This is a genomic window from Candidatus Accumulibacter sp. ACC003 (assembly GCF_907163085.1).
Taxonomy (GTDB): domain Bacteria; phylum Pseudomonadota; class Gammaproteobacteria; order Burkholderiales; family Rhodocyclaceae; genus Accumulibacter.
On sequence record NZ_CAJQTX010000003.1, the window covers coordinates 25,382 to 48,637 of the forward strand.

Genomic DNA, 23,256 nt, shown 5'->3' on the forward strand with positions numbered 1-23,256 from the left:
ATGGATAGCAAAGCGCGTCCGGAAGCCTCACCACCGTCGCCTCGCCGGAGCAATACGGCGCCGAGAAACCCGCTGCGGACTCGCCGCGGCCTGGCCTGGTTGAGCGGTTTTCTGGCCAAGGCCTTCCGGCGACCGGCTGCAGAGCCGACCATGCCTGCCGAGCGCCTGCGCTTCGAGGCGCTCGAACCGCGCATTCTGCTCGACGGCGCGCCGAGCATCCCGGTCACCCAGATCGACGGCTCGATCGACGTCGCCGGCGAGACCGATCGCTACGGTTTCACGCTCAACGAAACGGTTCGCGTCGTCTTCGATTCGCTGACCAACGACGCCAGCATGCGCTGGTCGCTCGCCGGGCCGCGTGGCGCGGTCGTCAGCGATCGCGGCTTCGACGCTTCGGATTCCTACGAGCGCGGCGGCGACGTCGCGCTCGAACTGGCCGCGGGCGATTACACGCTCAGCGTCGATGCTGTCGCCGACAGCACCGGCACGTACAGCTTCCGACTGATCGACATCGCGCAGGCGCAGGAGCTGACGCTCGGCTCGACGGTCAGCGGCCAACTCGATCCGGCCAACGAAACCGACGCCTACCGCTTCAGCGTCGCCGCCGGTCAGCGCTTCTTCATCGACCGCTTGTCGAATAGCGGCGACATCTACTGGCGACTGCTCGATCCCTACGGCCGCACCGTCGTTGATCGCACGCAGATGGGCAATGATCTGGGCGAAGTGACACTGCCCGTGGACGGCAGCTACACGCTGCTCATCGAGGGCCGTGCCTACACCACCGGTAGCGCCAGCTACAGCTTCAACGTCGCCGTGGTCGACGACCCGCTGCCGCAGCCGATGGCCCTGGCGGCGCTGGTTGCCGGTCGCATCGCGCAGGCCGGCCAGCGGGCCATCCACAGTTTCACTCTGGCCGCCGACACGCGCCTTGTTTTCGACTCGCTGACCGCCGACTACAACATGCTGTGGTCGCTCAGCGGACCGAATGGCACGGTCGTCGCCGATCGTCGTTTCCAGTATTCGGACTCGTACGAGTTGGCCGGCAACAACGGCATTCTGTTGCGCGCCGGCGATTACACGCTGACCGTCGATGGCGAGGGCGATCGCGTCGGCGACTATGCATTCCGCTTGCTCGACCTGGCCGCTGCACAGGCAATTGCGGTGAACACGACGATCAGCGGTACGCTGGCCGACGCCGGTGCCAACGGTGGCCCGCCGAGCAATGAACCGGCCACCGAGACACGGCTCTACAAGTTCTCGGCCGCTGTTGGTGAGCGTTTCTTCTTTGACAGTCAGGGGCTGTCCGGCGACAACTGCTCGCTGCGTATCTTCGATCCCAAGGGCGGCCTGATCTACGGGCCGCAGGCGTTCAGCAGCGACGTCGAGGTGTTCACCGCGGCTTACGACGGCGATTACGTGCTGGCGCTGGAAGGCCGCATCTACAACACCAACTCCAGCGGCTACCAGTTCAAACTGCAGCGCGTCGTCGACAGCAGCGCGCCGCTGCTGCTCGATTCACGGGTCGACGGCAATCTCGATCATGCCGGTCAGCGGCAGGCCTACACCTTCACGCTGGCGGCGCCGGCGCCGCTGCTGTTCGACTCGCTGACCGACGACAACAACTTCAACTGGAGCCTGTCCGGGCCGCGCGGCAGCGAGGTCGTCGGGCGCAGCTTCGTGTACTCGGACTCGGCCGAGTACAGTGGCAAGCCGCTGCTGGATCTACCCGCCGGGACCTATACGCTGAGCGTCGACGGCAATCTCGACAAGACGGGCGCTTACGCCTTCCGCCTGCTGAACGTGGCGACGGCGAGCAGCGTCGTTGTCTACGACAGCGACGTCAGCGGCACGCTCGCTCCGGGAGGCCTGACTCGCGTCTACAAGTTCACCGCCAGCGCTGGCGATCAGGTGGAGTTCGACCGCATCGCGCTCAGTGGCGGCAGCCCGTACTGGCGGCTGCTCGACGAGACCGGTTTCCAGGTCTTCGCGCCCGAGCCTTTTGCCGACCGGGCGAGTACCAGTCTGCGCCTTGGCGGTACCTACTACCTGCTGCTCGAAGGTCGCAGCTGGGAAAGCGGCGACATCGATTACAGCTTCAAGATCGCCCTCCAGGGCAATGCGCCGGTCGCCGCGCTGACCGGAACGGCGATCACCCTGGGCGCCACCGTTGCCGGCACCGTCGCTGCCGTTGGCGAGGTCGACGATTACGTGTTCGACGTCGCCGGGCCAACGCAGCTCTACTTCGACAGCTTCGCGCCCAGCAACAGCGGCGAGTTCCACTGGTCGCTGCTCGGCCCGCGCGGTACCGAGATCGCCGATCGCAGCACCTATTACTCGGAGTCCTACGAATTCGGCAACGGCAACCCGGTGATCGACGTGCCGCTCGCCGGGCGCTATCAGCTGCGCGTCTGGGCTAGCGGCAACACCACCGGCAATTACAGTTTCCGCGTCCTGAACCTGGCCGACGGCACGACGCTGACGCCCGGCACACCGGTCAGCGCGAGCCTGAATCCGGCCAACGAAACCGACGTCTATCGCTTCACCGCCAACGCTGGCGACCGCGTCTTCTTCGACCGCCAGGCGTTCAGCCCGGCCTACTCGGGTTGGGTCAGCTGGCGCTTGCTCGACCCCTACGGCCGCCAGGTCTGGGGGCCGGCGAACTTCTACGACGACGTCGACGTCAGCACGCTCGAGTTTGCCGGCGTCTACACGCTGCTGATCGAGGGGCGCGTCTGGACCAGCGATTCGATCGCCCGCTTCGACTACAGCTTCAACGTCCAGCCAGTCGTCGATGACCCAGAGAGCGCGCTGAGCATCGGCGACACGGTCGACGGCAACATCGCGCATACCGGTCAGCAGGACCGCTATACCTTCGCGCTGGCCGACGAGACCTTGCTCTATTTCGACAGCCTGAGCAAGGCCAACGTCGCGTGGACACTGCGCGGTCCCGACGGCTACCTCCTGAGTCGCAACCTGCAAAACTCTGATTCGTACGAACTGGGCCAGAGCAACCCGCTGCTGCGGCTGGCCGCCGGCGACTACACGCTGACCCTCGACGGCGTCGGCGATAGCAGCGGCGCTTACAGCTTCCGACTGGTGGATGTCGCCAAGGAGGCCGCCGCCTTGATCCCCGGAACGGCGGTCAGCGACAGCCTGAGCAGCGCCCGCGTCAGCGATTTCTACCGCTTCGACGTCGTCGCCGGTGAGCGCTACTACTTTGACCGGGTCAGCTACGGCGACTACTACAACACCACCTACCGCCTGATCGACCCGCAGGGCAAGCAGGTCTGGGGTGGCTACGTTTGGCCCGAAGACCAGGAGATGAGCGCCTTTGCGCTGTCCGGAACGTATTACCTGCTGGTCGAAGGCCGCGTCGGCAACAGCGCGCCGAGCAACGCCTACAGCTTCAACATGCACAGGGTCGTCGATATCAGCGCCAGCCTGACGCTGGGGCAGGCCGTCAGCGGCAGCTTCAGCGCGCCCGGCCAGCGCGCCAGCTATAGCTTCACGCTCAGCGACGCGCGCCGGTTGCTCTTCGACGGCTTGACGCCGAACAACACCAATCCCGATATCTACTGGACGCTGAGCGGGCCACGCGGCGCCGAGATCAGCAATCGCCGCTTCTACGGCTCCGAATCGCACGAACTCGGCGCGACCAGTCCGCTGCTCGACCTGATCGCCGGCGACTACACGCTGACGCTCGACGCGCAGGGCGACCAGACCGGCGACTTCAGCTTCAGGCTGCTCGACGTCGCCGCCGCGACGGCATTCACCAGCAACAGCGTCGTCGCCGGCGAGCTTGATCCGGCCAATGAAACCGACGTCTATACCTTCAACGCCAGCGCCGGCACGCGCTACTACATCGACCGCCAGACGCTGAGTAGCGGCGCCGACCGCCTGACCTGGCGTCTGTTCGATCCCGACGGTCGGCAGCTCTTCGGCCCGACCAACCTCAACGACGTCGATATCTTCACGCTCGAGCAAAGCGGTGCCTACACGCTGATCGTCGAGGGCCGCATCTGGCAGACGCAATACAGCGCGACAATCGATTACAGCTTCAAGCTGCTGGAGATTAGCGACGACGTCGTGGACATCGTTCCTGGCGTCAGCTACGGGATCGACCAATTCAGCAGCGAAGGTCAGGTCGGCGGCGCGCTGAATGTCAACGGCCTGCGCTACGCAGAGGTCGCCAATAATGGCGACCTCGACGCGACCGGGTCGCTGACTCTCGAAGCGTGGTTCAAGGTCGACGCCTATGCCGGTACCTGGCAGGCGCTGTTCTACAAGGGCAACGGCAACAGCAACCAGCGGACCTACACGCTGTGGCTCAATTCGGCGGGTTACCTGCACCTGTCGACCGGCAACAACGCCAACAATTACGTCAACACCGCCGCTGGCAGCGTCGTCCTTGGTCAGTGGCAGCACGTCGCCGTGGTGCTCGACCGCGACAGTGCGGACGGCGTGATGAAGATCTACCTGGACGGCGTCGAGGCCGCCAGCGGCGCTCTTGCCAGGACTGCCGCGAGTTCGAATGCCAACCCCTTGCTGATCGGCAGCAACCTGGAAAATTACCCGGTGTTCCAGGGCGCGGTCGACGATGTCCGCCTGTGGAACGGTGTGCGCAGCGCCCAGCAGATCGCCGACAACAAGGACCGCACGCTGCTCGGCGATGAGGCCGGCCTGTTGATGTACCTGAAGGCTGACGAAACCAGCGGCACGACTCTCGCCGACGGCAGCGGCCGCGGCAATACCGGGCAGATCGTCCATCCCTGGGCGAGCACCCCCGGCGTCGTCGCCGGTCGCATCGATTTCGGGCAGCAGGACTACTACCGCTTCACGCTCACTGAAAGTACGCGGCTGTATTTCGACTCGCTGACCGACAACAACCAGCTCCGCTGGACCTTGAGCGGGCCGCGCGGCACGCTGCTTGCCGATCGCTCGTTCCAGAACAGCGATTCGCAGAACGGCTTGAGCGTCGTCGACCTGGTCGCCGGCGACTATACGCTGCGTATCGACGGCGTTGGCGACGCCACCGGCGATTATGGCTTCCGTCTGCTCGACCTCGCCGGCGCCGAGACGCTGCCTCGCGACACCCCGGTCACTGGCCTGTTGACGCCGGCCAACCAGACCGACGTCTACCAGTTCAGCGCCAATGCCGGCGAGCGGCTGTACTTCGACGTCACCGCGAGCAGCGGCGGTTCGCCTTTCTGGCGCCTGCTCGACCCCTGGGGCCGCACGCTCTGGGGCCCCAACTACATGCCCAACGACGACGTGCAGTTGCAGACCTTGCCGTTTGCCGGGGTGTACACGCTGCTGATCGAGGGCCGCCGCGACGCCGGCGCTGGCAGTTCCAGCTATGGCTTGCGCGTCGCTACGGTGGTCGACCAGACGCTGGCGATCGTGCCCGGCGTCGCCTCGGGAATGGCGGCGAACTGGCTTGATGGCCAGCTGGCAGGTGGCATTGAACTCAACGGTTTCCAGTACCTGGAAGTAGCCAACAGCAGCAGCATCGACCTCACCGGTAGCCTGACGCTCGAGGCCTGGATAAAGCTCGACCACGCCACCAACACCTGGCAGCCGATCTTCTACAAGGGCGACGCCAGCAGCGACTGGCGACAGAGAAGCTACGCCATGTGGTTGAACAGCGATGGCTCGCTGCTCTTCGGCTCCGATACGCGCTACTCCAGCACCGCTGCCGGCCTGGTCCAGGCCGGCGTCTGGACGCACGTCGCCGGGACCATCGACCGCGCCACCGGCAGTCTGCGAATTTACGTCAACGGCGAGCAGGCGGCTGGCCGCGACGACATCGGCAGCACGCCTTCGACGGCCTACGAGCAGCCGCTGCTGCTCGGCGGCGGGCTTTACGAGTCCGCCGACAGCAACGTCTTTGCCGGCGCGCTGGACGAGGTACGAATCTGGAATGGCGCGCGTAGCCAGGCGCAGATCCAGGCCGCCAAGGATGCGCCGCTGAGCGGCGCCGAGGCCGGCCTGGTACTCTATCTGAAGGCCGACGAGGGCAGCGGCGAGACACTCGGCGACCTCTCTGGCGACGGCAATCCGGGGCTGCTCAGGGCGCTCGCCGACGGCATCGTGCTGGGTCGCGTCGAGCAGCCGGGGCAGGCAGTGAACCACAGCTTCAGCCTGGCGGCGCCGACGCTGCTGTACTTCGATTCGCTGACCAACGCCTCGACGATGCGCTGGTCGCTGGCCGGCCCGAATGGCCAGCTGGTCGGCAACCGCGCGTTCAGCCAGAGCGATTCGCACGATGGCTCGTCGTTCTTCAATCTCGCCGCCGGCGACTACACGCTGACCGTAGACCCGCTCGACGAGACCACCGGGTCCTTCGCTTTCCGCCTGCTCGACCTCAGCGATGCCGAGGTCCTGACGCCGGGAACGATCGTCGTCGGTGGCCTCTACCCGGCGCGGCGCACCGACGCCTATCGCTTCGAAGTGAGCGTTGCCGATCAGCGCTGGTTCTTCGACGCCATCGCCCGCAGCGGAGCCGACGCCTACTGGCGACTGCTCGACCCGTGGGGCGCCACGGTCTTCGGCCCGAGCGCGGTCAACAACCCGAACAGCAACGACGTCGAGACGACGCTACCTTTCGTTGGCACCTATACGCTGCTGATCGAGGGACGCAACCACTGGGGCGGCAGCAGTTCGTCGTACACGCTCAAGGTGCAGCCGGCCAACGACGGCGCCAGCGCGCTCGTGCTCGATTCCGATGTCGTCGGCAGTATCGCCAACGCCGGCCAGCGGCAGGCCCATACCTTCAGCCTGAGCAGCGACAAGGTCGTCTATTTTGATTCGCGGACCGACGACGCCAGCCTCAACTGGTCGCTGAGCGGACCGCGCGGCAACGTCGTCGCCGGCCGGGCGTTCAACAAGTCCGACTCGGCCGATCTCGGCGGTAGCCCGCTTCTCGATCTGATCGCCGGCGATTACACGCTGGTCGTCGACGGCGTCGGTGACGCCACCGGCGCTTTCGCCTTCCGGCTGCTCGACCTCTCGGCGGCCAGCGCCATCGCCCTTGGCACCGACGTCAGCGGCAGCCTGCAACCGGGCAACCAGACAGATGTCTTCAGCTTCGTCGCCAAGGCCCGCGACCGTCTGGCTTTCGAGATGCTCAGCGAGAGCAGCAACAGCGCCTACTGGCGTCTGCTCGACCCGTATTCGGGGCTCATTTTCGGGCCCAGCAACTTTGCCGACGCCGGCACGCTGACGATGCCCTTCAGCGGCACCTACTACCTGCTGCTCGAAGGGCGCGTCAGCGAGAGCAAGGTCTTTGATTACAGTTTCAGGATCGCCGACACCGCGCTGCCGGATACCGGCGCTCACAGCAGTCAGGATTTTGACCTTGCCGGCCTACCGTGGGGTGCCGCCAGCTTCAGTAACTCGGTGCCGGTGGTGCTCCCCGGCGGGCAGTCGGGCAACTTCCTGCGCTTGCTGCCGGGCAGCGTCACCGGTTACAACACGATTGGCTTCACCAACGCCGGCATCGGCGTCATCCCGGCGACGGTGACTGTCGATTTCGACTTCCGGATCGGCAAGGTCAGCAATCAGGGCGACGGCATCGGCTTCGCCTGGTTGAACGCGGACACCTGGGGCAACAGCGGTCCGGCACCGCAGTTTGGCGAAGAGGTCAACCTGGCCGGCAGCTTCGGCGTCGGCCTCGACCCGGTGAACAACGGCGAGGTCAGCGACAACCACGTCTCGCTGCATTTCGACGGCAGCAAGTACGCCGAGTTCGCCGTCTCCGGCTTCCGCCTCGACAGCGGCGATTTCCAGCACGCGCGTGTCGTCATCACCGCGGTCACCGGCGGCAGCAGGGTTTCCGTTTACCTGACGCCCAATGGCGGCAACGAGCTGGCGGTGGTCGAGGACTATTTCATCAGCGGCATGCAGGCCTACGACGGCCGCATGGCCTTTGGCGCACGCAACGGCGGCTGGCGCGCCGACAACGATCTCGACAACATCCATGTCGCCGTCGTTGCCGGTACCGCCGAGGACCTGCCGCTCCGGACGCTGGGCAGCGCACCGGTCAGCGGCACGCTGTCGGCCAGCGGCGAGGTCGATCGCTACCGTTTCAGCGTCGCCGGCACGACGCGCAGCTACTTTGACTCGCTGACCAACAACAGTAATCTGCGCTGGAGTTTGAGCGGGCCGCGCGGCACGCTCGTTGCCGGCCGCAGCTTCACCGCGTCGGATGCCTACCAGGGCCTGTCGCTGATCGATCTGGCGGCCGGCGACTATGTGCTGTCGGTTTTCGGCAGCACCGGCGCCTACAGCTTCAAGCTGATCGACATGGATCAGGGCGAAATACTGACGCCGGATACCGACACCAGCGGCACGCTCAGCCCCGGCAACGAGACCGACATCTACCGCTTCGATGCGCTCGCCGGCGAGCGTTTCTATTTCGATCGCGTCAGCTTCAGCGGCGGCTACTACACCGACTGGCGCTTGATCGATCCCTTCGGCCGGCCGTTGTGGGGGCCGACGCACATGTACGCCAACGACGTCGACCTGACGACGCTGCCGTACTCGGGGACCTACTATCTGCTGCTCGAGGGGCGCTATCACGAGGATACGGCGTCGAACTACACGATCAACGCGCGTCGCATCGCCAATAGCGTCAGCACGCCGATCGTCGTCGGCGACCGTGTCGACGCCGAGCTGAGCAAGCCGGGCGAGGTCGACAGCTTCAGCTTCGAGATCGCTGGCGGTGAGTCACGCCGCGTCTACTTCGACGTCCTGACCAACACCAGCCAACTCAGCTGGACCCTGAGCGGGCCGCGCGGCACGGTGGTATCGAACCGCTCGTTCGCCGCCACCGACGGCGCCAACGGGCGCTCGATCATGGATCTCGCGCCGGGCAGCTACACGCTGATCATCGACGGCAGCGGCGATACTACCGGCGCCTACGCCTTCCGTCTGCTCGATCTGGCGGCGGGGATGCAGATCGTCCCCGGCACGCCGCTGCTCGACCGAACGCTGACGCCCGGCAACGAGACCGACGTCTACTGGTTCGACGCGCTCGCCGGCGAGCGCTTCTACTTCGATCGCGTCAGCTTCAGCGGCGGTTATTACACCGACTGGCAGTTGCTCGACCCCGCCGGCAACACCCTGTGGGGCCCCACCCACATGTACTACAACGACGTCGACGTGACGACGCTGCCGCGCAGCGGCCGCTACACCCTGCTGGTCGAAGGCCGCTACCACGAGGACGCGGCGACGTCGACCTACACCATCAACGTCCAGCCGGTGATCGATCACGTCACGCCGATGACGCTCGACAGCGAGGTCGCCGGTTCGATCGACAGCGTCGGTCAGCGCGGCCTGCATACCTTCACGCTCACCGAGGCCAGGCAGGTCTACGTCGACGTCCTGACCAACAACACCAACTTTTCGTGGACTCTCAGCGGCCCGCGTGGCGTCGAGGTGTCGAACCGCTCCTTCGGCGCCACCGACGGCGTGCATGGCCTGTCGCTGTTGAACCTGCTGCCGGGCGACTACACGCTGACCATCGACGGCAGCGGTGAAACCACCGGCGCCTACGCCCTGCGCCTGCTCGACCTCGCCGCAGGACAGCTGATCACGCCGGGTACGCCGGTCAGCAGCCAGCTCAACCCGGCCAATTCGACCAATATCTACCGCTTCAATGCCGCCGCTGGCGACCGCTTCTACTTCGACCGCGTCAGCTTCAGCGGCGCCTACTATACCGAGTGGCGTTTGCTCGACCCCTGGGGCAACACGGTCTGGGGGCCGACGCACTTCTACTACAACGACGTCGACGTCACGACGCTCGAATTCGACGGTTTGTACACCCTGCTCGTCGAGGGCCGCTACCACGAGAGCGGCACGTCGAACTACACGCTCAACGTCTCGCCATCGCCGATCGCGCAGAAGATCATCATCTCGGGTCTTGGCAGCGAGCCGGGTCCGGACCTCCAGGTCGAGAATCTGGCACTGACGCCGGTCGGCGGCGGCCTCACCGCCGGCGGCCAGGTGCTGGTCAGTTGGCAAGTGAGCAACAGCGGCACGCTGCCCGCCGATGCGCCGTGGAAGGATCGCCTCCTGGTGCGCAACATGGATCGTGGTGGCGAGCTGGTGGTCAATGTGCTGGTCGATTACAGCGACCTCGGCGCTGCCGCTGCCGTTCCGCTGGCCGTCGGCGCCAGTCGTTCGCGGCAGGTGACGGTCAGCCTGCCGCCCGGCAACAGCGGTGCCGGCAATCTGCGTTTCGAAGTCGCTGCCGACGTCACCAACGTCGTCGCCGAACCCGGCATCGGCGAGCTGAACAATGGCGCCAGCCTGACCGCGCTGGCCGCGTCTACGCCGTATCCCGACCTGCAGGTCGATAGCCTCGCGGTGGCGCCGAGCAGCGGCTGGGCGGCGGGCAGCAGCGTCACCGTCAGCTGGCGGGTGAACAACAGCGGCAGCGTCGGCGTCAACGACGCCTGGAACGACCGCATCCGGGTGCGCAATCTGAGCACCGGTGCGATCTTGCTCAACACCAGCAGCCGCTATCTGCCGGCGGTCGATGGCGCGCTCGCCGCCGGCGCTGCGATCGAGCGCCGCTTCACTTTCAGCTGGCCGGCCGGCGCTGGCGGCAGCGGCCAGTTCGAATTCCTGGTCAGCACCGACGACGATGGCGAGCTATTCGAGAGCAACTCCAGCGACACCGCGGAAACCAACAACGCGGCGCTGCTGGTCGTCGCCTCGGCGCCCGACCTGCTGGTCGAGAGGCTGCGCGTCGAAGCGCCCACGGTAAGCGCTGGCGATGCCCTCACCGTCTTCTGGGATGACCGCAACGACGGTCTGATCGCCACGCCGGCGAGCTGGCACGACCGGCTGATTGTGCGCAACCTGAGCAGCAACGAAACGCTGCTCGACGTCGGTCTGCCCTACAACATCACGCTGATCGGCAACGGCGCGCTGGCCGCCGGCGCCAGCGTCGCGCGTTCGTACACCTTCCAGTTGCCCGAGGGCCTGCGCGGCAGCGGCCAGATCGAGATCGAGCTGCGTGTCGACGAGAACGCCGCCGGTCAGGGCAGCCTGGTCGAATATACCGCCGCTGGCGGCAGCGGTGAGAGCAACAACAGCGCCCGCCTGGCGTTCACCGCGGCGGCCAGACCGTACGCCGACGTAGCGGTGAGCAGCTTGCGCGCACCCGCCAGCGGCCGCGGCGGCGAGACCATCAGTGTCGAGTGGGCGGTGCTCAACCAGGGGTCGATCGCCAGCGGCGCGCAGTGGAGCGACCGCATCGTTCTCAGCGCTGACGACGTGATCGGCAACGCCGATGACCTGACGCTGGCCAGCGTCGGCCACTACGGCGTGCTGGCGCCCGGCGCCGCGTATCAGCAGAGCCGGCAGCTGCTCGTTCCCGAGCGTCTGGACGGCACTTTCCGCGTCGCGGTCGTCGTCGACGCGCTCGGCGAGCTCAGCGAACCCGACACGCGCGCCAACAACACCGCGACGGCGACGATCGACTTGTCGACGCCGCACGCCGACCTGCAGGTCGAAGTCGTCGCGGCGCCGGCCAGTGCGCGTAGCGGCGAAGCGACGCCAGTCAGCTGGCGCGTGCGCAACGCCGGCGATCGGCCGACCGACGTGACGCAATGGAAAGACAGCATCTACCTGTCGAGCGACGCCGTTCTTGACTCTGGCGACGCGCTGCTGGCGCAGATCCTGCACAGCGGCGGGCTGGCAGTTGGCGAGAGCTACAGCGGCCTGAGCAATGTCTTCCTGCCCTTCGGCGTCATCGGCGACTACCGCATCCTGGTCAAAACAGACGCCGCCAGCCAGGTCTTCGAGAGCATTTTCGACGCCAACAACGTCACCGCCAGCCAGGCAGCGGTCCTGGTATTGGCGCCGACGCTGGCCGATCTCGCCGTCAGCGAGATCATCGTGCCAGGTGCGGGCGCGCCGGGTCAGACGCGGACCGTCGCGTGGACCGTCGTCAACAGCGGCAGCGGTGCTGCGCGTGGCAGCTGGAGCGACCGCGTTTACCTCAGCGCCGACGGCAGTCTCGGCGGCGCGCAACTGCTGGCGACCGTGGCGCACAGCAGCGAGCTGGCGGCGCTGGCCAGCTACACGAACAGCGCCGAGATCACGCTGCCCGACGTCGCCGACGGCGATTATTACATCGTCGTCAGCAGCGACGTCGGCGATAGCGTTTTCGAAGGCGACCAGGAGGGCAACAACAGTAGCGTCGCAACGGCGACGCTGCGCGTCGTCCATCCCGATCTGCAGCCGCTGTCGGTCAGCGCGCCGGCCGGTGCGCTGTCCAGCGAGGCGATCATCGTTTCGTGGAAAATGGGCAACGCCGGCAGCAGCGACGCGCTCGGCGCGTGGACCGATCGCGTCTACCTGTCGCGCGACGCGACGCTCGGCGTCGATGACACGCTGCTCGGCGAACTGGCGCACAGCGGGCCGCTCGTCGCCGGCGCCAGCTACGACGCGCAACTGCAGGTGAAGCTGCCACTGGCAGCCAGCGGCGACTACTTCCTGCTGGTCTATGGCGACGCGCTCGGGCAGGTGCACGAGGTTGGCGCCGAGGACAACAACGTCGGCGCGACGCCGTTTACCGCTAACCTGGCGCCCTACGCCAACCTCGTCGTCAGCGCCGTCAGCGCCGACGCCAGCGTGCCCTATGCGCCGGCACCCGAGGTGGTCGTCGGCGACCCGGCGCAGATCACCGTCAGCTGGACCGTCGGCAACGACGGCACCGGCGTCGGCCAGACGACGCAGTGGACCGACACCCTGCTGGTGTCCACCGACAGCATCGTCGGCAACGGCGACGACCGCGTCGTCGCCAGCTACGAGCACGTCGGCGCGCTCGCCGTCGGCGACAGCTACACGCGCTCCGAAACCTTCCTGTTGCCGGCGTACTTGCAGGGGCGCTATCACTTCTTCGTGCGCAGCGACGCCGCCAACACGGTCTTCGAGAACGGCCTCAAGACCGACAATGCCGGCGAGCCGGCGCGCCTCTTCGACGTCATGCGCATACCAAACGCCGACCTGGTCGTCAGCCAGGCGAGTGTGCCGGCGACTGCGCGTTCGGGTCGCGCTGTCGAGGTTTCGTGGCAGGTCAGCAACGTCGGCATCGGCCCGACCGACATCCCGGGCTGGAACGACGAGCTGGTCCTCACTTCGGATGCGGCCGGCACGCAGGTCGTCGCCGTGCTCGGTGTGTTCACGCACCTCGGCGTGCTCGCCGCCGGTGACAGCTACAGCCGCACCCAGGAAGTGACGATCCCCAACGGGCTGTCGGGCAAGTACTACGTGCGCGTGCGCAGCTCGGGTCCCTTCGAGTTTGTGTACACCGACAACAACAGCCGCGTTGCCGGGCCGCTTGAAGTCGCACTGTCGGACTCGCCGGACCTGCAGGTGACCGACATCGAGACGCCGGCGACAGCGTCCGAAGGCGACACCATCGACGTTCGCTGGACGGTCAGCAACCAGGGGCTGGCCAGGGCCGAAGGCGCGTGGACCGACGTCGTCTCGATGCGCAAGGTCGGCCAGCCCAACGACCCCGGGATCTTCCTCGGCAGCTTCACCTACGATGCCGGCGGCCTCGAAGCCGGTATTTCCTACACGCGCACCGAGCGCTTCCGCCTGCCAGCGCGCACCGAGGGCGTCTATCAGCTGCTGGTGCTGACCAATTCCAGCCGGCAGGTGTACGAGTACGGCGCCGCCGCCGCCAACAACAGCGCCGCCGACGACCAGGTACTGCAGGTCGCGCTGCTGCCGCGCTCCGACCTGCAGGTGGCCAACGTCGTCGCACCGGCGCGCGCCTCGGCCGGCGCGACGGTATCGCTACGCTTCTCGATCATCAACCAGGGTAGTGTGCCGACGACGACGCCGCGCTGGCAGGATCGCGTCTACCTGTCGCTCGATAACAAGCTCAGCGGCGACGACCTGCTGATCGGCTCTTACGACAATGGTGCGGCGCTCAATCCCGGCGAGCAGTACGCGACCGAAAGCGGCAGCGTGCAGATCCCGATCCGTTTCCGCGGCGACGTTTTCCTGATCGTCCAGGCTGACGGCAGTGGCTCGGTCGACGAGTACCCCAACGACGCCAACAATATTGCCGCCGTGCCGCTGTTCGTCGAACCGTACCCGCTCGCCGACCTCGTTGCCGGCGGCGTCGTCGCGCCGGCGCAGGCCGTCGAAGGCGCCAACATCGAGGTCCGCTACAGCGTCGCCAACCGCGGCAGCGGCACCACCGCCGGCGAAAACTGGACCGACACCATCTGGCTGTCGCGCGACAAGACGCGGCCCAACGCCAGCGGCAACAGCGCCATCCTGCTCGGCGCGCTGCAGCACCAGGGCGCGCTGGCGGTCGGTGGCAGCTACGACGTCGTCACGCAGGTCGCCCTGCCGGCGCACGTCGTCTCGGGAACCTACTACATCACCGTCTGGAGCGACTCCTACGACGTCATCCTCGAGGACACGCTGGCCAGCAACCTCAACCCCGACGACATCAACGAGCTCGACAACAACAACTACAAGGCGCGCGCGATCGACGTCATCGGCGGTTTTGCGCCGCCGCCGCCGGACCTGCGGATCAGCGCTCTCGCCGCGTCGCCGCAAGCCTCGACCGGCGCGCCGCTGAACGTCACCTGGAGTGTCGTCAACGCCGGCGCCGGTGAAGCCGCCGGCAGCTGGAACGACGTCTTCTGGCTGTCCGACCAGCCGACGCTCAACGCGCCCGGCGCCAGGCAGTGGTATCTCGGCGCGGTGACGCACGACGGCGGTGCGGCGCCGGGCGCCAGCTATACGCAGAGCAGCAGCTTTGCGCTAAACCCGGCAGCCGCCGGCCAGTACCTGATCGCCTATACCGATTACAACGTCTACAAGGGAAAGCCCTACGACGTTGTCGAGACCGACGAAGAGAACAACACCCGCGTCCAGGACAGCAGCGTCGTGCCGGCGCCGGCCGACCTGCAGGTGCTGACCATCGCCGCGCCGGGCGAGAACTTTTCGGGCGAGAAGACGACCATCAGCTGGACCGTCAAGAACTTCGGCGGCGCGCTCTGGGAAGGTACTCGCTATTGGCTGGACAGCGTCTATCTGTCGCCCGACCCGGTCTTCCTGCCCGAGCGGGCGAGCAACCTCGGCAGCTTCGTGCACAGCAACGCGGCTGGCCTGGCAGCCGGCGCGAGTTACACCGAGAGCGCCGAGGTGACGCTGCCGCGCGGTATCGGCGGCAACTTCTACATTTACGTGATCACCGACGCCAACCGCTACGACCCGCGCTACCCGGCCGGCGAGGCCGATGCTGGCGACAATGCGTATTTTCGCGATGGCTACTACCCGACTTCGGCGTACGAAGGCGTTGGCGGCCAGGACAACAACCGCGGCGTCGGCAGCATCGCCGTCACCTACCGCGAACCCGACCTGAAAGTCACGGCGCTGCTGGTGCCGGTCGGCGGCGGGCAGTCGGGCAGCACGCTCACCGTCAATTACACGGTGACCAACATCGGCAACCGCGACACTCGCGAGAATGGCTGGTGGGACCGGCTGTTCCTGTCACGCGACGATTCGCTCGACACCTTCGACCTGCAGGTCGCCGAGGCGCGTCACTACGGCATACTGAACGCCGGCGACAGCTATACCGGTACGGCGACCGTCAGCTTGCCCGACGGCATCGCCGGTGCCTTCAGCCTGCTGGCCTTCACCGATTCGGAAGCCGACAGCCGTCTGGCGTGGTGGAACAGCAACATCGTTCCCGAGTATCGCGGCGTCGGCATCGACGCCAACAGCGACGCCGTTCCGGAATTCCGCGGTGAGGGCAACAACATCACCGTCGCCTCGCTGCTGGTGACCGCGGCGCCGCTCGCCGACCTGCAGGTCACCGCGGTAAGCGCGCCGAATCACATCACCGTCGGCAACGAGTTCACCGTCACCTATACCGTCGGCAACCTTGGTGGCGCCGACACGCTGCCCGAGCAGAAGAGCTGGGACGACCTGATCTACCTGTCGCGCGACGCCTTGCTCGACCTCGACAGCGACCGCTACCTGCTGACCGTCGAGCACGTTGACGGCCTGAAAAAGGGCGACTCCTACACGGTCAGCAAGACGCTGCGCGCACCGCTCGACATCAGTGGTGCGTACTACGTCTTCGTCGTCGCCGATCCGGCTCGTGGTAGTAGTCGCGGCAAGGTTTTCGAGGGTGGCTTCGAGCGCAACAACGCGACGCCGAGTTCGCCGCCGTCGATCTTCGAACTGCCGCCGCCGGCCGACGTCCAGGTCGACGCGATTATCTTTTCCGGCAGCGGCTCGGCCGGCGAAACCCTGCACGTCGAGTGGACCGTTGCCAACCACAGCAGCAACGCCACTTCGGCTGCCTGGAGCGACGCCGTCTATCTCTCCGACGATAACCTCTGGGACATCGGCGACCGCTTGCTCGGCAAGGTCGCGCACAGTGGCGTGCTCGCCGAGAACGACAGCTACACGGCGATCCTCGACGCGCTGGTGCCGCCGATCAGGATCGGCCAGTATCGCCTCATCGTCCGCCCCGACATCTACAACGAAGTCTTCGAAGGCCCCTACCGGGCGGCCGGCGAAGCCAACAACTTCAGCACCTCGGCGAACGTCCTCAGCGTCGCCGTCGACGAACTGCATCTCGGCGTCGCGCTGAGCACCACCCTGTCGACCGGCCAGAGCCGCGTCTACAAGCTCACCATCGGTGCGGGCGAGACGCTCAGGCTGAGCCTGAGCGCTGCCGACCACGACGCCGCCAACGAGATCTTCGTTCGTTACGGCGACGTTCCCGACGGCTTCAACTACGACGCGACCTACGAGAACCCGCTGCAGGCCAACCAGACGGCGGTCATTCCGTTTAGCAAGCCGGGCGATTACTACGTACTGATTCGTGGTCACAGCGAACCGAAGGCGAACGCGCAGGTCAAGCTGCTCGCCGAAGTCGTGCCTTTCGCGATCACCGGCGTGCAGGTCGACCAGGGCGGCGACAGCCGCTGGGTGACGATCGACGTGCGTGGCGCAAAATTCGCCGACAACGCGATCCTCAAACTGGTGCGGCCGGGCGTCGCCGAGTACGAACCCGTCAAGTGGGACGTCATCGATTCGACGTGGATTCGCGCGACCTTCGATTTCCGCGACGCGCCGCTCGGTCTCTACGACCTCAAGGTGATCAACCCGAACGGCGCTCAGGCGGTGGTCGCTTACCGCTTCCTGATCGAGCGCGCCCTCGAAACCGACGTGACCATCGGCCTCGGCGGTCCGCGCGTGCTCGCCGCTGGCGAGACCGGCACCTACGGCGTCGCGCTGCAGAGCCTGACCAATGTCGACACGCCCTACGTGCGCTTCAGCTTCGGCGTTCCCGAGATGGGCGCCAACAGCTACGTCTACGATCTGCCCTTCCTCAAGTATTACAACAACCTGCGCGGCCAGCCCGAGAGCGGCGCCGACCTCGGCGACGTGCCGTGGGCGAGCCTCGATTCGGCGACCAATACCAATGGCCAGATCCTGTCGTCGGGCTACGCCTACGACGTCATCGCCGGCGGCTACGTCGGCGCCACTTTCAACGTCCAGACCTACCCGCTGCTGAAAGCGCTGGCGACGCTCAACTGGGAAGCGTTGCGTCTTGGCCTGTACGAGATGTACCCCGACCTGGAGCCGATTCAGGCGCTCGCCGGCGGCCCGCAGTCGCTGATCACGGTGCTGCCCGAATTCTGGGATCTGTGGCTGCTGGCTGGCTCGGAAGAAGGCCTGCCCGACAAGTGCGTAATCCCCTTCATTCCCTACCGCTTCAACGTCGTCGGCGCGGCGACGGCGATGACTCGTGACGAGTTCGTCGCCGACCAGACCGCCGAGGCGCTCAAGCTGCGCGCGGCAATTCTCGCCGACGCCGATCTCAGCGCGCAGATCGCCGACACGCGTAGCGACGAGACGTCGCTGGCCGAAAAGCGGGCGGCGATTGCGCTGCGCGTCCTCGCCGCCGATGCGACGACCTGGAGCCAGGCCTACCTGGCGGCGCTCGAACAGGTGGGTATCCTGCGGCCGGTCGACCAGGCGCCGCCGATCCGCCAGGACATCAAGGTCATGAGCCTGGTGAGTACCCTGGCGAGCGGCGTCCTGGTCGGTCCGGCCGGTGCGCAGATCCGCACGACCGGTGACCTCGCCGACTTCTTCGCCAAGATCAAGGAGTGGTACGGCGACGTACCGGGGAGCAAGGCGCTCATCGACCACTTCGAGCCGCGCGAGAGCGATTGCCTTGAAGGGGTGATTCCGGTTCCGGCCTTGCCGGTATTCGACGACTACGACCTCGGTCTTTCGCATCCGACCTACTTCCAGACCTTCAACATCTTCGTCCCCTACGTCGGCTTCAGCAAGGACGGTGCATCGGCGGCGACGATTGCCTTGCCCGACTATGCCTCGGTCGCGGCGTCCAACGAACTGACTGCGCTCGATTTCTCGCGCCTCTACGAGCAAGCGATCGGCGACAGCCAGCTGGCATCGATCGCCGGTCCGCAGGGCTACGGCGTCGATCAGTTCGTGCCGGTCGGGCAGGCGCTGCCGTACACCATCAAGTTCGAGAATCCGTCGGCGGCGGCGACCTCGGTGACCGAGATCCGCGTCGTCAGCGAACTCGACCCGGCGCTCGATCCGAGCACCTTCCGCCTCGGCGACATCAAGCTCGCCGACCTGACCGTGCACATTCCGACCGGCCGGGCGCTGTTCCAGGGCGACTTCGACCTGCGCAATTCAAAAGGTTTCATCCTGCGCGTCTCGGCGGGAATCGACCCCAGCACGAACACCGCTTCGTGGGTCTTCCAGGCCATCGACCCGGACACCGGCGAGGTGCTGGTGGATGCGACGCGTGGCCTGCTGCTGCCCAACGCCGCCGACGGTCGTGGCGTCGGCCAGCTCGGCTATAGCGTGCAGGCCAGGGACGGTCTCGCCTCGGGAACGCAGATCAAGGCCAAAGCAGTGGTTCGCTTCAACGCCATCGCGCCGCAGGAAACGCAGCAACTGCTGCAGACGCTCGATAGCGCTGCGCCGCTGACGACACTGACCGCGACGCCGGTGCAGAGCGGTGGCGCCGACTATGAGGTGCGCTGGAGCGCCGTCGACGAAGACGGCGGTTCGGGCGTCGCGCACGTCACGGTCTATGTCGCCAGCGACGGCGGCGATTTCCGGATCTGGAAGCGGCAGAGCACCGATACCTTTGATATCTACGCCGGCGTCGCCGGTCACCGCTACGAATTCCTGGCGCTGGCGACCGACCTGGCCGGCAATCGCGAACGTCCGCCGGGTGGCGTGCAGGCGCCCGACGACGGCTCGGGCGCCCAGCTTGGCGGCCTGCCGAGCTTCGGCCAGAGCTCGCAGGATCTGCCGCCGCCGCCAGCGCCAGTGCTGCCGCCGACCAATCCGCTGTTCGTCGCCGCGCAGCAGCAGATTCCGGCGGCGACGCCGCTCGCCAGGCTGCCCGTGTTCACCGCGACCATCCGGCCGTTTACCGCGCAGTCGTGGGCCACCGACTTCGTCGAAAGCCACGCGGCGATCGGTCCGCTGGCGATCGTCGAGATGCCCGATGGTTCGGCGATCGTCAGCGGTGGCCCGAACCGCGGCTGGCTGTATCGCATCGCGCACGATGGCGGTCGCGCGCTGCAGCCTTTCGTCGAACTCGACGAACCGATCTTCGACCTGGCGCTCGACGACCAGGGGCAGCTGTGGGCGACCACCGGCGGTGGCGCGCTGCTGCGCCTGGCTGCTGACAGCGGCGAAATCCTGGCGCGCTTTGGCACCGGCATCACGCAGGCGCTGGCGATCAAGCCGTCGACCGGCGAGATCTACGTTTCGTCGGGCGACGGCGTCGAAATTTTTGACCCAAGCAGTGGCAAGTTCCGGCATTTCAGCGACCGGCGCGTCGACGACCTCGCTTTTGCCGCCGACGAGACGCTGTGGGCGACCTCGTGGCCGGCGCGTGGCGACGTCGTCAGCTTTGACCAGCGTGGCCGCGCGACGGTCATGGTGCGCCTCGACGGCGAAGTCGACTCGCTGGCCTTTGGCCAGGCCGGCACGCGCCTGGCGGGGCTGTTGTTCGTTTCGAGCAACGCCACGCACGGCGAAGTCGGCTCGGCGCTGACGATGATCGATCTGGCGACGCTGCGCAGCGTCGAGATTGCTCGCGGCGGCTCGCGCGGTGAGGCCGTGGTGGCGACCCGCGACGGTCGCGTCCTGCTCGGCCAGTCGCAGCAGGTCGACGTCATCAGTCCGATCGTCGCGCCGCAGGTGATCGCCAGCAACCCACCCAACCGGGCGGTGGTGCTGCTGCCCTTGTCCGAGTTGACGATCACTTTCGACCAGGACATGTTTGCCGGGCCGGCTTCGGCCTCGGTGCTCAATCCGCTGAACTACCAGGTCGTCCGCCAGAACGGCGGCCTGGCGACGATCAGCGGCGTCAGCTACGACGCAGCGGCGCGTACCGTCACGCTGGCGGTCAGCGACCTGGAAGCCGACCTCTACGACCTGCGCGTCCTCGGCAGCGTCGGCAGCAGCGCCGGCATGGCGCTCGGATCGGCGTTCATCTCGAGCTTCGTCGCTGCCCAGGATTTCTCGTCGGTGATCCGCCTCGACTTCGATCGCGTCCGCCTCGACCGCGGCAGCGGTATCGTTTCCTACGACGTCACGGTCAGCAACGAGGCCGACTACGACCTGCTGCTGCCGGCGTCGCTGGTCATCGATCCGGCGCGCTATTTCCAGGGCCGGCCGCTTGGCGGCATTGCGCCGCAGGGCGCCGGCAGCCTGTGGTATATCGACCTCTCGGGCAAGCTGCCGAACGGCAAGCTGCAGGCCGGCGCGTCGCTGGCGACCTTCAGCGTCTCGATCAGCAACGGCGCGGCGCAGCAGATTGGCGTCGGCCATGGCATCTACGCCGTGCCGTATGCCAACCAGCGGCCGAGCTTCACGTCGACGCCGCCGAGCGTCGCTGCCGTCGGCCAGGCGTACAGCTACCAGGCGCTGGCCGTCGACCCCGACGGCAGCGCGCTGGCCTACCTGCTGCTCGATGGCCCGAGCGGCCTGCAGCTCGATAGCCACAGCGGCGTTGTCAGCTGGCTGCCGATGGTGCTCGCTCCGGCCAGCGCGTCGCTGCTGCTGCGCGTCTACGACACGCGCGGCGGTTTCGACACCCAGGCCTTTGTCATCGACGTCGCCGGCGCCAACCGGCCGCCGGTGGTCTCGGAACTGCCGAGCGAGATCGAGGGCCAGGAAGGCCAGTCGCTGCTGGTCGGTCTCTCGGCGCAGGATCCCGACGAGGACTTCCTGCAGTACTTCGCCAACAACTTGCCGCCGGGAGCCGTTTTCGATCCCGAATTGAAGGCACTGGTATGGACGCCCGATTACCAGTCCGCCGGCACCTACAACAATATCGAACTGGTGGTCAGCGACGGCAAGACCTCGGTGACGCGCTCGTTCACGCTGCTCGTCAAACCCGACAACGCGCCGCCCGAAGTCAAGCCGCTCGCCGAACGGACGATCCGCGAAGGCGATTCGCTACGCCTGCAGCTGCAGGCTAGCGACGTAGACGGGCAGAAACTCCACTTCTTTGCCAACATCCTGCCGGTCGGCGCGTATCTCGATCCCAATACCGGCGTCTTCGAATGGACCTCCGTATTCACGCAGGCCGGCGATTACCTGCTCAAGCTCGGTGCCAGCGATGGCGGCAAGTCGACCGAGACCGAGCTGCGCGTGCACGTCCTGAACGTCAACGCCGCGCCGCGATTCGACGAACTCGGTTCGTGGATCAGCTTCGAGGGGCAGGCGCTGAGCTTCCGCGCCTTCGCCTTCGATCCCGACAATCCCGGTTTTGTCCCGCAGGATCGGCAGAGCAGCGGCACGCTGACCATCCAGGAAGGTTCCGACGCCAGCGTCAGCTACGTCGTCAGCGGTCTGCCGGCCGGCGCCCGCTTCGATCCGCTGACGGCGATGTTCAACTGGACTCCCGATTTCAGCCAGGCCGGCGACTACCGCCTGCGCTTCACCGCCACCGACGACGGCGACGGCGGCGGCGCGCCGCTGACTTCCGAGATCGTCGTACCGATCAGCATCCGCAACGCCAACCGCGCGCCAGAAGTTGCCGAGATCGTGCCGCAGAGCGTCCAGCGCGACAGCGTTTTCGAGCTGCCGGTGAGCGCCAGCGACGCCGACGGTAATGCGCTGACGCTCGCCGTCAGCGGCTTGCCGGCTTTCGCCAGTTTCGTCGATAAGGGCGACGGCAGCGGCAAGTTCATCTTCGCACCGCATTCGGGTGATCGCGGCGACTACGAGATCGCACTCACTGCGACCGACGACGACGGCGGCGGCGGCGCACGGTTGGCGCAGTCGTTTACCCGGCGCTTCATCCTCAGCGCGCTGTCGGCGTCCGAAGCGCCGCTGCTGGCGCCACTCGGCGACAAGCTGGCGCTGGTCGGCCAGCGCCTGAGCTTCACCATCGACGCCAGCGATCTCGATCAGGATTCGCTCAGCTTCGCGATGCTGAACGCGCCGGCCGGGATGAGCATCACGCCGCTGCCGACCTACGGCCGGGCGCTGGTCGAATGGACGCCGACCACGGCCAGCCTCGGCCAGAGCTTTGATGTCCGTTTCGAAGTCAGCGACAACGGCAACAACGGCGCGACGGCGCCGAACAAGGCGTCGCAGGTGGTCCGTGTCAAGGTCCGCAACAGCAACAGCGCGCCGGTCCTGGCGCCGGTCGGCAACCTGACGCTGCTCGAGGGCCAGGCTTTCAGCCGGCAACTGGCGGCCTTCGACGCCGACGGCGACGCGCTCAGCTACGCGGTCGCCAATCTGCCGGCGGGCGCGCGCTTCGATACCGTCAATGGCGTCCTCAGCTGGACGCCGCATCTCTTCAGCGCCGGCGACTACCCGGATGTGCGCTTCTCGGTCAGCGATGGCAGCGCCGCGAGCAGCGAGACCGTTGGTCTTTCGGTACAGAACAGCAACCAGGCGCCGATCGTCGTTGCGCTGCTGCCGCAGAGTGGCCGCGAGGGCGTGCAGCTGCAGTTCCAGCTGGTCGTCGGTGACGTCGACGGCGACCCGGTGGTGTTCAGCGCGCTGACGCCGCTGCCGGCGGGTTCGCGCTTCGACGCGCGTAGCGGCGAGTTCCGCTGGACGCCGAGCTACGAACAAGCCGGCGATTACAGCTTCAGCTTCTCGGCCCGCGACCCGCAGGGCGCGAGCAGCGAGACGACGGTCAGCGTGGCGATCGCCAACGTCAACCGGGCG

Annotated in this window: 1 protein-coding gene (running past one end of the window); it reads left to right on the forward strand. The window is 66.7% G+C overall.

Annotated features, from left to right (window positions below):
• A protein-coding gene (locus QZ656_RS06675; protein ID WP_291992682.1) for an Ig-like domain-containing protein crosses the window boundary here: on the forward strand, window positions 1-23,256 show its 5' portion. 13,509 nt of this gene lie beyond the right edge of the window; 23,256 of the gene's 36,765 nt are visible here — the first part of the coding sequence; the start codon lies at window positions 1-3; its stop codon lies beyond the right edge, outside the window.